The 13113-nt window shown below is 30.6% G+C and carries 18 protein-coding genes; 9 read left to right on the top strand and 9 right to left on the bottom strand.

Annotation, left to right across the window (positions count from 1 at the left end):
• Positions 1-53: 53 nt before the first annotated feature.
• Positions 54-524: a regulatory protein RecX gene (locus AC3VJB_RS10580; protein WP_047789963.1), complete on the top strand. Its 471-nt coding sequence runs from the start codon at positions 54-56 to the stop codon at positions 522-524.
• On the opposite strand, the gene AC3VJB_RS10575 is transcribed toward AC3VJB_RS10580, so the two are convergent.
• Positions 511-1035 (bottom strand): hypothetical protein, encoded by a 525-nt coding sequence (locus AC3VJB_RS10575; RefSeq protein WP_497667123.1) that lies wholly within the window; start codon positions 1033-1035, stop codon positions 511-513. The genes AC3VJB_RS10580 and AC3VJB_RS10575 overlap by 14 nt on opposite strands.
• 183 nt (positions 1036-1218) lie before the next feature.
• Between AC3VJB_RS10575 and AC3VJB_RS10570 the strand changes: the two genes are divergently transcribed.
• The 3 genes from AC3VJB_RS10570 to AC3VJB_RS10560 all read left to right on the top strand — a co-directional run bounded on the left by AC3VJB_RS10570 (position 1219) and on the right by AC3VJB_RS10560 (position 3458).
• Positions 1219-2184 (top strand): NAD-dependent epimerase/dehydratase family protein, encoded by a 966-nt coding sequence (locus AC3VJB_RS10570; protein WP_497667122.1) that lies wholly within the window; start codon positions 1219-1221, stop codon positions 2182-2184.
• 111 nt (positions 2185-2295) lie between these two features.
• Positions 2296-2886, top strand: coding sequence for a thioredoxin family protein (locus AC3VJB_RS10565; protein WP_047789965.1), 591 nt, complete (start codon positions 2296-2298; stop codon positions 2884-2886).
• A gap of 92 nt (positions 2887-2978) precedes the next feature.
• Entirely contained in the window at positions 2979-3458 is a 480-nt protein-coding gene (locus tag AC3VJB_RS10560; RefSeq protein WP_073182110.1) for an ABC transporter ATPase, read from the top strand.
• Here AC3VJB_RS10560 and truB read toward each other — a convergent pair.
• From truB to AC3VJB_RS10520, 8 genes are read right to left on the bottom strand one after another with little or no spacing between them, the layout of a single operon-like run.
• The gene (truB, locus tag AC3VJB_RS10555; protein ID WP_073182108.1) at positions 3453-4136 is read right to left on the bottom strand and encodes a tRNA pseudouridine(55) synthase TruB; all 684 of its coding nucleotides are present in this window, start codon (positions 4134-4136) and stop codon (positions 3453-3455) included. The genes AC3VJB_RS10560 and truB overlap by 6 nt on opposite strands.
• Positions 4137-4931: an undecaprenyl-diphosphate phosphatase gene (locus tag AC3VJB_RS10550; RefSeq protein ID WP_073182106.1), complete on the bottom strand. Its 795-nt coding sequence runs from the start codon at positions 4929-4931 to the stop codon at positions 4137-4139.
• 2 nt (positions 4932-4933) lie between these two features.
• Complete coding sequence (locus AC3VJB_RS10545) at positions 4934-5176, bottom strand: DUF3098 domain-containing protein (RefSeq protein WP_047789969.1); 243 nt, start codon at positions 5174-5176, stop codon at positions 4934-4936.
• 7 nt (positions 5177-5183) lie between these two features.
• Positions 5184-6062, bottom strand: a complete 879-nt coding sequence (locus tag AC3VJB_RS10540) for a cell division protein FtsX (RefSeq protein ID WP_073182105.1) — start codon at positions 6060-6062, stop codon at positions 5184-5186.
• A 58-nt stretch (positions 6063-6120) separates the two neighbouring features.
• A complete protein-coding gene (gene mce, locus AC3VJB_RS10535; RefSeq protein ID WP_073182103.1) occupies positions 6121-6525 on the bottom strand; it encodes a methylmalonyl-CoA epimerase in 405 nt (134 codons plus the stop codon).
• 30 nt (positions 6526-6555) lie between these two features.
• On the bottom strand, positions 6556-7098 hold the full coding sequence (locus tag AC3VJB_RS10530; protein WP_073182101.1) for a hypothetical protein: 543 nt from the start codon (positions 7096-7098) through the stop codon (positions 6556-6558).
• Between the two features lie 2 nt (positions 7099-7100).
• Positions 7101-7772 (bottom strand): hypothetical protein, encoded by a 672-nt coding sequence (locus tag AC3VJB_RS10525; RefSeq protein ID WP_281980025.1) that lies wholly within the window; start codon positions 7770-7772, stop codon positions 7101-7103.
• Positions 7773-7831: 59 nt separating this feature from the next.
• On the bottom strand, positions 7832-8425 hold the full coding sequence (locus AC3VJB_RS10520) for a DUF2589 domain-containing protein (protein WP_047789974.1): 594 nt from the start codon (positions 8423-8425) through the stop codon (positions 7832-7834).
• Between the two features lie 398 nt (positions 8426-8823).
• Between AC3VJB_RS10520 and AC3VJB_RS10515 the strand changes: the two genes are divergently transcribed.
• From AC3VJB_RS10515 to AC3VJB_RS10495, 5 genes are all read left to right on the top strand, one after another.
• Positions 8824-9402, top strand: a complete 579-nt coding sequence (locus AC3VJB_RS10515) for a hypothetical protein (protein WP_047789975.1) — start codon at positions 8824-8826, stop codon at positions 9400-9402.
• Between the two features lie 595 nt (positions 9403-9997).
• Entirely contained in the window at positions 9998-10747 is a 750-nt protein-coding gene (locus tag AC3VJB_RS10510) for a sensor histidine kinase (RefSeq protein ID WP_159509440.1), read from the top strand.
• 52 nt (positions 10748-10799) lie between these two features.
• Complete coding sequence (locus AC3VJB_RS10505) at positions 10800-11447, top strand: response regulator transcription factor (RefSeq protein ID WP_082118668.1); 648 nt, start codon at positions 10800-10802, stop codon at positions 11445-11447.
• 21 nt (positions 11448-11468) lie between these two features.
• On the top strand, positions 11469-11864 hold the full coding sequence (gene rbfA, locus AC3VJB_RS10500) for a 30S ribosome-binding factor RbfA (RefSeq protein WP_047789979.1): 396 nt from the start codon (positions 11469-11471) through the stop codon (positions 11862-11864).
• Between the two features lie 38 nt (positions 11865-11902).
• The gene (locus AC3VJB_RS10495) at positions 11903-13105 is read left to right on the top strand and encodes an ABC transporter permease (RefSeq protein WP_497667121.1); all 1203 of its coding nucleotides are present in this window, start codon (positions 11903-11905) and stop codon (positions 13103-13105) included.
• Positions 13106-13113 lie beyond the last annotated feature (8 nt).

Genomic DNA, 13113 nt, shown 5'->3' with positions numbered 1-13113 from the left:
GTAAAAAGGGTTAAAAGTGAGTTGCTTTTAACCCTTTTTTATATTTTCGTGCTATGAATAAATCCGTTTTTACAGTTGAAGAAATAAAAAGAAAGATTGAGCAGTATTGTGTGTATCAAGACCGATGTCATAAAGAAGTAGAACAGAAATTAAAAGAGTACAAGTTAATTCCAGAAGCAAGAGAACATATTTTATTACACTTGCTAGAGCATAATTTTTTAAATGAAGAACGCTTTGCAAAAAGCTTTGCAAGAGGGAAATTTAGAATAAAAAAATGGGGGAAAGATCGAATAGTTAGAGAATTGAAGTTTAGAGATATTTCTACTTATAATATTAAATCAGCTCTGAAAGAAATCGACGAAGAGGAATATATCAAAACCTTGTATAATTTGGTCGAAAAAAAGAATGTATCAGTTTCTGAAACAAATCATTTCAAAAGAAAAAAGAAAATTGTTGACTACCTTTTATACAGAGGGTTTGAAAGTAGTTTAATATACGAAGCCTTAAAAACTATTGATTCTTAAATAGACTATCAAGATTTATTTCACTATCAAACTTTTTCTTAGTGTAAACTGTATTAATCTTATCGTTAACACTGCTAAAAAGCATCATAATTTTTTCAACCTGACTGTTAACCTGATTGGCAGAAATTGATGGAATAAAGGTCATATCTGCTAAACGTAAAGTTTCATTTTCAAAAACATTAATACGAGCTTTAAAGGCAGGTGTTTTTAGAGTTTCTATATTTAAACTGTCCTTTAGTTGTTTTGTAAGTGTTTTTAACTCTAAAGCATTGTTTAAAGCTTCAGTGGGAGTTGTGTTTTTCAACTCTTGCAAAAAATCTTCAACAATAAAATATTCTTTCCAAGGCTTAATTTCGTCAACGTACTTTTCATTTATTTTAGAGTAATCAGTATGCTCAATCGAAATGTTCATTTCAGTTTTGGTAGGTAACTCTTCTTTTTGCTCATTCTTTTTTTTACAAGAAGTAACTGAAATTAATAATGAAGTAATAACAAATAAAAAACGACTCATTTTAATAAAATAATTAAGCGATAAAAGTACATATTTTACTTGGTATTCTTTACAGAATTAAATTAGAAGTTTGAAATCAGTAAATTAGCTATCCCTTTTGTAGATAGTTAAAAAAGAGTAAATGCTTTTTGCGAAATCTTAAATTTAATAACTTTGCAAACATCTATTTTTGAATAATTTAAAATGAGTGAAACGATATTAATTTTAGGAGCTTGCGGGCAAATAGGAACAGAATTAACCCAAAAATTACGTGCTATTTATGGAGCAGATAATGTAATAGCTTCCGATATTAGAGAAGGAAATGCAGAAATGATGAGCTCAGGGCCTTTTGAAATCATCGATGCTACTAATCAAGAGCAAATTTTAAGTGTTGTTCAAAAACATAAAGTAACTCAAGTATACTTAATGGCTGCAATGTTATCAGCAACTGCTGAAAAGTACCCATTAAAAGGTTGGGATTTAAACATGACTTCCTTATTAGCGGTGTTAGAGTTAGCAAGAGAAAAATATATTCAAAAAATATACTGGCCTAGTTCAATGGCTGCTTTTGGACCAACATCACCAAAAATGAATACGCCACAGCAAACCATTATGGAACCTTCTACGGTTTATGGAATAAGTAAAGTAGCAGGAGAGCATTGGTGTAATTATTACCATGATAAATATGGGGTAGATGTACGAAGCATTCGTTATCCAGGAATTATAAGCTGGAAAACGTTACCAGGTGGAGGAACGACTGATTATGCTGTTGATATTTACTTTGATGCATTGAAAAAAGGAACTTTTGAGTGCTTTTTGTCAGAAAATACACGTTTACCAATGATGTACATGGAGGATGCTATCAATGCAACTATCCAGTTAATGCAAGCAGATGAAGAAAATATTAAAACAAGAACTTCATACAACTTAGCAGCAATTAGTTTTACACCAGCTGAAATAGCTGCAGAAATTAAAAAATACATTCCAGAGTTTACCATCACCTATAATCCAGACTTTAGACAAGCCATTGCTGATAGTTGGCCTCAAGTAATTGATGATTCAGCAGCAAGAAAAGATTGGGGATGGAGACATCAGTTTGACTTAGCTTCTATGACTAAAGATATTATTACCAATTTACAAGCTAAGACTGAAGAATCAGCAAAAGTGTAAGGTTGTATTTATGTTTTCGTCTATGTTATTCAAGTTTTATAATGAATTGTAACTTAGGTTACCTAAGATTTATTATAGATAAAATACTTTTGTAATAACAATACATTTACGATGAAAAAAATTATTCAAAATAGCTTAGAAAAGGCATTCTCTTATAGTGAATATAGAGATTTAGTAAGTGACTTAATAGCACAAGGAAAATCTACAGGACCTAATCAATCAGATGATTTATTAAACTATAGTAAGTTAAATGATAAACGTATGAAGCGTTTAGACAAAACGGTAAAATTAACTGAAGAAACACTTGCTAAAATTAAAGATGTAAAAGAGCCGCAAACTTGGTTAGTGTTAACAGAAGGATGGTGTGGTGATGCAGCGCAAAACCTACCGGTAATAAATAAAATAGCAGAAGAAAATCCAAACATTAATTTAAAACTAGTTTTACGAGATGAAAACTTAGAATTGATGGACGAATTTTTAACAAATGGAGGAAGATCAATTCCTAAATTGATTGCTTTAAATAAAGAGAACGAAGTAATCAATACTTGGGGACCAAGACCTACCGAAGCAACAAAAATGGTTGTTGATTATAAAGAAAAACATGGTAGTTTAGATGCTGATTTTAAAACAGATTTACAAGTTTGGTACAATAAAAATAAAGGAGAAAATACACAAGAAGATCTTATATCAATGCTTCAGTAATAAAGTGTATAATCAAGCTAGAAATTCCCCTTTTTGTTTTTCATCAAAAAGGGGAATTGTTTTCTGTATCTTTGCGCTCATAATGAATAAATATGTTTGTAGAATTCAGTAGTTTATCAGAAGAGGCAAAAGTTTGGGTATACCCATCAAGTCGAAAATTTTACCCACAAGAAATTGACGGGCTAAAAGAAAAATTACACCATTTTGTAGAAGAGTGGAAGCCTGAAGATACTGATTTTAAAGCTTCTTTTGAGTTAAAATACAATCGTTTCATTATTTTTTCTGTTGAAGAAGGTTTAGTATTAACGAATGAAGATATTGATAAACAAGTGGCATTTATTTTACAACTACAAAAGGAACATGAAGTGGAGTTGTTAGATAAAATGAATGTGTGTTTTAAGCAAGGAGAATTTATTCAGTACAAAGACGTCAAAGAGTTTAAAAAGCTGCTTAAAAAGAAGTCTGTATCAGCTAAAACAATAGTTTTTGATAATTTAGTGCAAACTAAAATAGAATTAGAAAATTATTGGGAAGTACCTATTACAGAAAGCTGGTATAGTAGATTTTTATAGGCTATTGATAAACTCATCAACACTTTGTGCGTTATCAACAGAAAAATCTCCAATTTTGGTTCTTCGTAATACAGATAAATGTGCTCCAGAATTTAACGCTTCCCCATAATCGTTGGCAATAGAGCGAATATAAGTTCCTTTACTGCACACAATTCTAAATTCTACGTTAGGTAAATCAATTTTGGTGATTTCAAACTCGTTGATTTCCACTTCGCGAGCCTTAATTTCAGTAGTTTCACCCTTTCGAGCTAATTCATATAAACGCTTTCCATCTTTTTTAATAGCTGAAAAAATTGGTGGTTTTTGCTGAATTTTACCAATAAACTGCTCAGTAGTTTTGTGTAGTAACTCTTCTGTTATATGCTCTGTAGGGAATGTTTCGTTAATTTCAGTTTCTAAATCATAACTAGGAGTGGTAGCACCCACAACAAACGTACCTGTGTATTCTTTTACTTGCCCTTGATATTTGTTAATGTTTTTGGTTTGTTTTCCAGTACAAATAATTAACAAGCCAGTAGCTAAAGGATCAAGAGTTCCAGCATGTCCCACTTTAATTTTTTTGATATTAAAATGCTTACGAATATGCCAGCGAAGTTTATTCACTACCTGAAAGGAAGTCCATTCTAAAGGTTTATCAATTAGTAAAACCTGTCCGTTTTTGTAATCTTCTGCAGTCATCTAGAAAAATAAAGAATAGCCAATGGCAATTAAACCTACAATAGCACAGTATAATGAGAAATATGATAATTTACTCTTTTTAACTAAGGCTATCATCCAAGTACACGCTAATAATCCAGAGATAAAAGCAGCAACAAATCCAGCAGATAATGGAACGATCTCTGAGCTTTGAAAGTTAATATCTCCACTTAAAATATCTTTAGCAACTTTTCCTAAAATTAAAGGTACCACCATTAAAAAAGAAAAACGAGCAGCTTTAGTTCGGTCTACACCTAATAATACAGATGTTGAAATAGTAGCTCCTGAACGTGAAATTCCAGGTAACATGGCAATAGCTTGAGAGATTCCTATAATTACTGAGCTTTTAAAAGAAACACTTTTGTTTGTGTTTTTAGCTTTATCAGCCAATAAAAGTAATACAGCAGTTACCAAAAGCATAAAACCTACTAATAAAACTTTTCCTCCAAAAAAACTTTCCAATTCTTTTTCAAAGGCTAAACCAATTACCACAGCAGGAATCATAGACAGCACAATTTTTACAGAAAACTGCATTTCCTCATTCCATTGAAACTGAAATAAACCTCTAAAAATCTCAGCAATTTCTTTTCTAAACACTACGATAGTACTTAAAGCTGTTGCAGCATGTAAAACTACGGTGAAAGTTAAGCTCTCTTGAGGTACAGAAGTGTCTCCAAATAAAGCTTTTGCTAATTCTAAATGACCACTAGAGGATACAGGTAAAAATTCAGTAAGACCCTGGATAATTCCAAGGATAATTGCTTCTAATAAATCCATGCTTATTTTTTAGGATTGGCAAAAATAGCATAAATTTCTATACCTAATCCAATAATAACTAAGGTAGGAGCTAAACGAATTCTACGCCAACTATATATTTCTGGATTGAACACATTAGGATCATCACTACCGCCACCTGCCATTAAAATAAATCCTAAGGCAATTACAGCGATACCAATAAGCATAATGATATAATTTCGTTTACCGAATAGAAATTCTTGTTTTGGTGAATTGTCTTTTTTCATAAATATTTTAGTAATACAAATCGTTAGTTTGTAAATTTAAGAATCGTTGTGTAGCAAAGAAGGTACTAATCCATGTAATAAAAAATGCAACCAATATAACTCCACCAGCTACATAACCTAATGCAACGTAATCTGTTAGTAGCTCTAATGTAGGTATGTATTTATCTACATAATAAATTAGAATACCTAATCCACTTATTGCTATAAAAGCTCCTAGTAATCCTAGTTTTATACTTTGCCAAATAAAAGGTTTACGAATAAAGCTTTTTGTAGCACCTACCATTTGCATGGTTTTTATATTGAATCGTTTTGAATAAATCGATAATCGGATAGAACTGTTTATTAAAATAATAGCAACCAACCCGAAAAAACCACTTAATACTAAGAGCCAAAAACTAATACGTTGAATATTTTTGGTAAGTAATTGTACTAACGGTTTGTCGTAACTTACTTCGTCTACAAACTTGTTTTTATCAAAAGATTTTTCAAGCTCACTCATTTTTTCAGGAGTCACAAAATCTGCTTTTAGATAAATGTCTATTCCATTTTTTAAGGGATTATCTCCCAAAAATTGTAAAAAATCTTCACCTAAATCTTTTTTATACTCTTTGGCGGCATCTTCTTTAGAAATATAAACCACCTTATTAACAAATTCTTCTTTTTTAATAGATTCTTTAAGACTTTTAATATTTTTATCAGCAACTTCATCTTTTAAGAAAAGTGTCATAACTACTTTTTCCTTAAAATGATTTGCAACTTTTGTTGATTTTAAAAGAACTAAGCCTAAAACACCAATCATAAAAAGTACAAGTGCAATACTTACTACTACTGATATGTATGAAGATTGTAATCGGCGTTTTTGAAAAGAATCAAAAGAAGTTGTCATTAGTAAATACTGATTTTAAGGCGTTGCAAGATACAAATATTTAATTTTTAAATACTTCCTATTCTTCTATCTCTTGGCATAACTCTATAAGTACACCATTGGTAGTTTTAGGATGTAAAAAAGCTACTAGTTTATTATCGGCTCCTTTTTTAGGAACCTCATTCAAAACTGTAAAACCTTCACCTTGTAAACGCTTAATTTCTTCTTTTATGTTGTCAACTGCAAAAGCAATATGGTGGATTCCTTCTCCTTTTTTTTCTATAAACTTGGCTATAGGGCTATCAGGCTTTGTAGCTTCTAATAATTCAATTTTATTAGGACCAGATTTAAAAAATGAAGTTTTTACACCTTCGCTAGCAACTTCTTCAATTTTATAATGTGCTTCTCCAAAAAGAGAAGCAAATAATGAGTTAGATTTTTCTAAATCTTTAACGGCGATACCAATATGTTCAATTTTGTTCATAACGTAAAAGTAAAAAATATAGAGAACTATCTATAAACTTTCTATTGCTATTTTTTCAGCCATAATAATAAGTACATCTGATTGATTTATCATTGAAAGTATTTGTGAGCTAATTCCTTTAAGTTGTTCATGATTACAACAAAACCTCCAAACTTGTTCTAGGAATTGCGTAAAATCTTCATTTGTGTCGTATTTAAACTGCTTGGTTTGGTAAATTACTGCTAAAAGTTGCTCTATCAAGGTTGTTGAATTATCTAAAATGGTAGCATAGGGAGTGTATACTTCCCATAAGTCTTGTTGAGCTTCTGTTAATGTTGAAGCTCCTAATTGTAGAGTCTCTTTTTTCTTATTTCTACTATTTGGGATGAATGAACTTAACATGGCTCTTTTAACTGCAAATTTTGATGAATCTGGTAAATTAAGTGCTTTCAATACTTCTTCTGTAGCTAACAACCAATTGCGAATATTTTTAGCGCTTTGTGTATTTTTTTTCTCAATTTGATTCGCTAACTCATGTATTTCGTTCAATTGAGTTTTGAGTTGATTGGTTATTTTTGTAATTGATTTTCTCATAACTATTCTGGTAATAGTTTGGTTTCTCTTACACCATCTTCATTTTCTGAAGTATACCACTCCATGCCTTCTTCATTTAAAGTCATTTTAATCTGAACTATATTTTCAGGTTTGATTTCGTTTAGTTTATGAGCTTCTACAATAACTTTCGTGTTTTTTTGTGTTATTTGTCTACTTTTAATAGATGGTCTTAATTCTGAATTAAGCTTTTTAGCTAATACGTCGTAACTCACCTTTTCACTATAAATAGAGATAAACTCTTTAGATAATTGTTGTGAAAACCTTGATAACACAGGGTCAACTTCACCAGTTGCTTTTATGTTTTTTTCAAGTTCATCTGTTCTTTGTGCTATTATTGAGCGAAGCATAGTAGATGTCTTTCTATCAAAAGAAGTAATTTTTGAAGCATCTTTTAAAATTGTATAGGCTTGTGAATTGAAAGCAACATTATCAATAGGTTCGTAATCGGCTTCATAAGTCTCTTCTAATTCTCCAATGGCTACAGGAATGGTGAGTTCAATATTTTGTGCTTTAAAACGAGGAATAGAAAAGTGTTTTAAGAGCTCATGACGTGAAAACTTCTCAGCAATCTCTAAAGATTTCAAATCAGACATTAAACGTGCTTCTGCAATGCTGGTGGCAATTCCACCTAAATATTCATTTAAATTTACCATAATAAAAATTTTAAAAAAGAGGTTGTACGGTTTGGTACGGTACAACCCCGTTATAAATGTTAAGCTACAGCAGCAATACTATCCTCTAACATATTTAAGATTCTACTTAACCCTTCTGGTAACTCGTCGTTTACAGCACGAACTTTTACACCTAGGTTATATGTCTTATCTACCTTAACACCTTGAGATGTGTTTCTTTTGTAAGATGCTGAAGCTTTAAAGTTTACAATTTTGTAATTGATTCCTAATTCTGCACTAGCTGCAAACTCAGATGATACGTTGCTCGTTTCAGTAGAGCTTAAACGAGCATTAAAATCAATGTTTACTTCATCAATACGGATTGATGGAATGGTAAGCATTGTTAGAAATGGTACTTTGATTTCAATTTCACTTTTTATAAACTTTGGATTGTTAGCATCAACAGCCTTGTCAGGATCATAATCAGGATTAGGTACTGATTTTTCATACTGAAAATCAACGTAACGTAAAGAGTCTGGATTGGCAGGGTCATTGCTTTTTTCAAAACCTACTTCTTTAATAAAGTTTACAGTAGCCATCGAAGCTGCTGTTTGTGCTTGTATCGCAGCTTGTAAAGGACCTCCAACATATACATTGAAATCCAAACTGTTTAATTCTGGAACTAAATTTGGCATATTTTTTATTTTGTGTACCTACTCTGTTTATAATTAGGCTTTTCGGTTGTCGCCCAGTATTTCGAAATAACTGATGGCAAAATTGAATGAAATTTAGAGTTTAGTTTTGAGGAGTATCACGGTAAAAACATTGTAATAAACCTAGGTTTTTAAGAAGGTTTTTCTCCTTGTAGGCTTTGAGGAGTAAAAAATAAGATATATTTTAAAAAGAAAGAAAAAAAAACAAGAGTCTATGTCATGAAAAAGTAATAGTTAAAACATTTATAGGTATAAGGGGTTTTTCCTGTATTTATGTTGTTAACTGTCTGATTTGTTGTTTGTAGAAGTAAATATTTTAATCTAGTTAAAAAAATGTAAGTATTTTTGAAATATAATAAAATTAGCGAAATTTAAGAATTATGAGAAAAATTTTACAAAGTATTTTAGGGCTTATATGCCCAAAACCACAAGAGCCATCCAAACCAAAAACATTACTCACGTATAAAGAAATCGTATTGATGCTTTCAGAGTATGATGAAACACGTTTAAAAATTTTAACTAATGAGTTAGGTTTTGAAGATACTAGAGTTAATACATTTGGGTTTCAAGAGTTAAAGAACTACTTAGACTATGTAGAAAAGATAGCTAATAAAAAAGGAATTCAATTAAAGGGTATTAGCTTTATTAAAGGTGTTTATAATAAAGAAAACACACATATTGATAAATATGAAGGTTACGAAAACTTACTATATACTCCAACAGCAATTGTTGATGGTGTTGAAGTTGCTATAGATGTTTTAAAGTCAAAAAAAGGAAAAATAGTTACTTTAAAAGAAGTCTTAGAACATAACGGTTATGAGTGGCGTTATGACTCAAGAAAGAAAAAAGAGACACAGAAACATGAAACTAAAACTATGATGATGCGTACTGAAATAACTCTTGAAGATTCAGAAAGTGGAGTAGGGAATAAGACAAAAATAGCACCACCACACGATTAATTTTTAGAATATTTATGATTTCTTATTTCTCATTGGTTATCCAAGTAATTACTCTGATTGTCTCTTTAGTTATGTTAAAGAAGTATAACACGATTTTTTTAATGCTTTTGACTATCTTATGTTTTAGTACAGTGGTTGTAGAGGTGATTGGAGATTATCACGTTAAAAATGGAACATCAAATTTTATATATTATTACGTATTTACATTAGTCGAATGTAGCTTAATTACTTTGATGTACATAAATTTAGCAACAGATAACAAGACAATTAAGATTCATAAGTTATTTTTTCTGTTTTTTTTAATATCATGGCTTATTGTATGGATAAATCGTGATTTTTTCAGATATTGTTTGTTAGTAGAATCAATAGTAATTGGTGTTTATGTTTTACTTTTTTTAAGAAATTTACTGCTATCTGATAAAATTCTTAGTTATAAAAAATCCCTGTCTTTTTGGATTTCAATAGGTTTTATGGTTTTCTATCTTCCATCAATCCCTTTTTTTATAATTCTTGAGTATATGCAAAATAGAAAATTATTTTTTGTATTAGATGTTTTAACAATTTTAATGGGATTACTTATAATTTATGGATTATTATGCAGCAACAAGAAGGAGAGATATTAATTATTTCGACATTAATTATAATAATTGTTATTGTTTTTTTAATTGTACTGTTTACAATTTTTCAACGCCGTAAAAATAAACTGTTGCAAGAAAGAGATAAAAACAAAAAACGTTATGAACGAGAAATTGCTGAAACTCAGATAGAAATAAGAGAAGAGACTTTAAGAAATATTAGTTGGGAGTTGCATGATAATATAGGTCAACTCCTAACTTTAGCAAAAATACAATTACAACATGCCTCTCCTGACAATATGGGAGAAATCTCAGAAATTATAGCAAAAAGTTTAACAGAAGTAAGAGCCTTGTCAAAAATAATTAATCCTGATTTTATTAATAATATCAAATTAAGAAAAGCTTTAGAATTAGAGATTGAACGATTCAATAGATTGAATTATATCGAAGCAAGTTTAAGAGTAATAGGAGAAGAAATAGAAATAAATCAAAAGCATGGAATAGTAATTTTTAGAATCCTTCAAGAGTTTTTTTCTAATACTATAAAGCATTCTAAAGCATCTAAATTAGATGTGTTTTTGAGTTATAAAGAAGATTCAATAGAGGTAAAAGCTCAAGATAATGGAGTAGGCTTTGATATGGAAAGAGCTAGATTTAAAGGCTTAGGATTGCAGAATATAAAAGCAAGAGCAAAACTAATTAATGCGGAAACAAAGTTTATGTCAGAGCCCCAAAAAGGTACAGGTTTAATAATAAATTACTATATTTAAAGAACTTTAGTGTATTTCCCCAACAACTAATAACGAAATATAACCCACAAAAATTATGAAATACTCAGTTGTTGTTGTAGATGATCATACGTTATTATCACAAGCTATTGAAGGTATGGTAAATACTTTTGATAAATTCAAGGTGCTTTACACTTGCAAAAATGGTAAAGAAGTTGAAGAAAAGTTTTTGGCATCACCTAAAAATATACCAGATTTAGTTTTAGTAGATGTTAATATGCCTGTGATGAACGGTATTGAAACTACAGAGTGGATAGTGAATAACTACCCACAAGTACATGTTATGGCATTGTCTGTAGAGGACGCTGACGGCACTATTTTAAAAATGTTAAAAGCTGGTGCTGTAGGGTACCTGCTAAAAGATACTAAGAAAGAAATTTTAGAGAAAGCGTTGTTAGAAATGATGGACAACGGATTTTATCATACCAGAAATGTTACCACGTTATTGTTAGATTCCGTTTCAGGAAAGAACTCACGAAATAACCTAGCGTTTAAGGATAATGAAATAACTTTTATGAAGCTAGCATGCTCGGAATTAACATACAAAGAGATTGCTGAAAAAATGTTTTTAAGCCCAAAAACAATTGATGGTTATCGAGATAGTCTATTTACAAAGTTAAATGTAAGAAATAGAGTGGGCTTGGTTATGTATGCCATAAAAAATAAAATTTACACTCCGTAATTTTATGCTTAAATTTGCAGCATGGAAGAAACAAATAGACAGAGAAAAATAGCAGGAGTGTTGCAACAGGATTTGGTAGACGTTTTACAACGTGCTGCTCAAGATGGAATGAAGGGAGTGATTATATCGGTTTCTAAAGTTTCGGTTACTGCCGATTTGGGAGTAGCAAAAGTATACTTAAGTGTTTTCCCTTCAGAAAAAAGAGATGAAATTATTGAAGGAGTAAAATCTAATACACCCTTAATTCGTCATGAATTAGCACAACGAACAAAAAATCAATTACGAAGAATGCCAGAATTGTTGTTCTTTGGAGATGATAGTTTGGATTATATTGAGGATATTGATAAGTCTTTAAAAGGAGAAGATGTAGACCCAATAAAAAATCCAGATGTTCTGCCTCGTCGTCAAAAACGTTAATAATTTTTGTTACTTTGGCTAGCTAAATTTATGAATGCTTGAACTTTCCTTTATACATAGCTAAGAGATACTTATTTTCTAAAACAAGTACTAATGCAATAAATATAATCACAGCAATAGCTGTTTTTGGTGTTGTAGTTGGTACCTTGGCTTTGTTTGTTGTATTATCTGGTTTCTCAGGATTAAAAACGTTTAGTGATTCATTACTTAATGCTTCTGATCCCGATATAAAAATTACCGCATCTAAAGGAAAGACTTTCCTGTACTCTCAAAAAATAGATAGTATTTTACAGCAAAACAAAGAGATAGAAGCTGCATCAAAAGTAGTGGAAGAACGTGTTTTTTTAAAGTATAAAAACAAAGAGCACATAGCTCAAATTAAAGGAGTAGATTCTAATTATCCAAGAATTATTCCGACTGATTCTTTGCTGACAGTAGGTACTTGGATTGACGAAGAGTATAAAAATACGGCGGTAGTTGGGTATGGAATATCGTATAAACTATCACTGGGTATTTTTAATTTTGGGGAAGCACTTCAAATTTTAGTGCCTAAACCAGGAAAAGGATTTATCAATGCTAATAATGCTTTTCGATCTGTTTCTACACAAATAGTAGGAGTATATACAGGTGCGGAAGAATTTCAGAACAAATATGTGTTTACTGAAACTTCACTTGCTCAAGAATTGTTAGGATACGACGATAATCAAATTACGGGTGTTGAACTTCGCTTAAAAGAAGGGGTAAATCTTGATACATTCCAAAAGAACTTACAAAATGTTTTAGGAGATGAATTAAAAGTGCAAACCCGCGCACAGTTAAATACGTTGTATTATAAAGTGATTAATACTGAAAATTTCATTTCGTATTTAATTTTTACTTTAATTGTTGCAATAGCTTTGTTTAATGTGATAGGGTCAATTATCATGATGATTATCGATAAACGTCAAAACCTAAAAACGCTGTTTAATTTAGGAAGTAGTATAAACGATATAAAAAAGATATTCGTACTGCAAGGTTTCTTACTAACACTTGTAGGAATGACAATAGGAATTGCTTTAGGTGTTATCATTGTAATCATACAACAACGTTTTGAGTTACTAATGATTACACAAAATCTAGCATACCCAGTAGAGTTTAAGTGGATAAACTTATTGGTAGTGGTTGTTACAATTTCAGCTTTAGGATATTTAGCAGCAAAAATTGCAAGTTCAAGGATTTCAAAAAGTTTTATTGAACGATAAGTTTTTAT

Source organism: Tenacibaculum sp. TB-53, assembly GCF_059716285.2.
The sequence above is the reverse complement of the archived record's forward strand: the minus strand, read 5'-3'. Positions and strand labels throughout refer to the sequence as shown.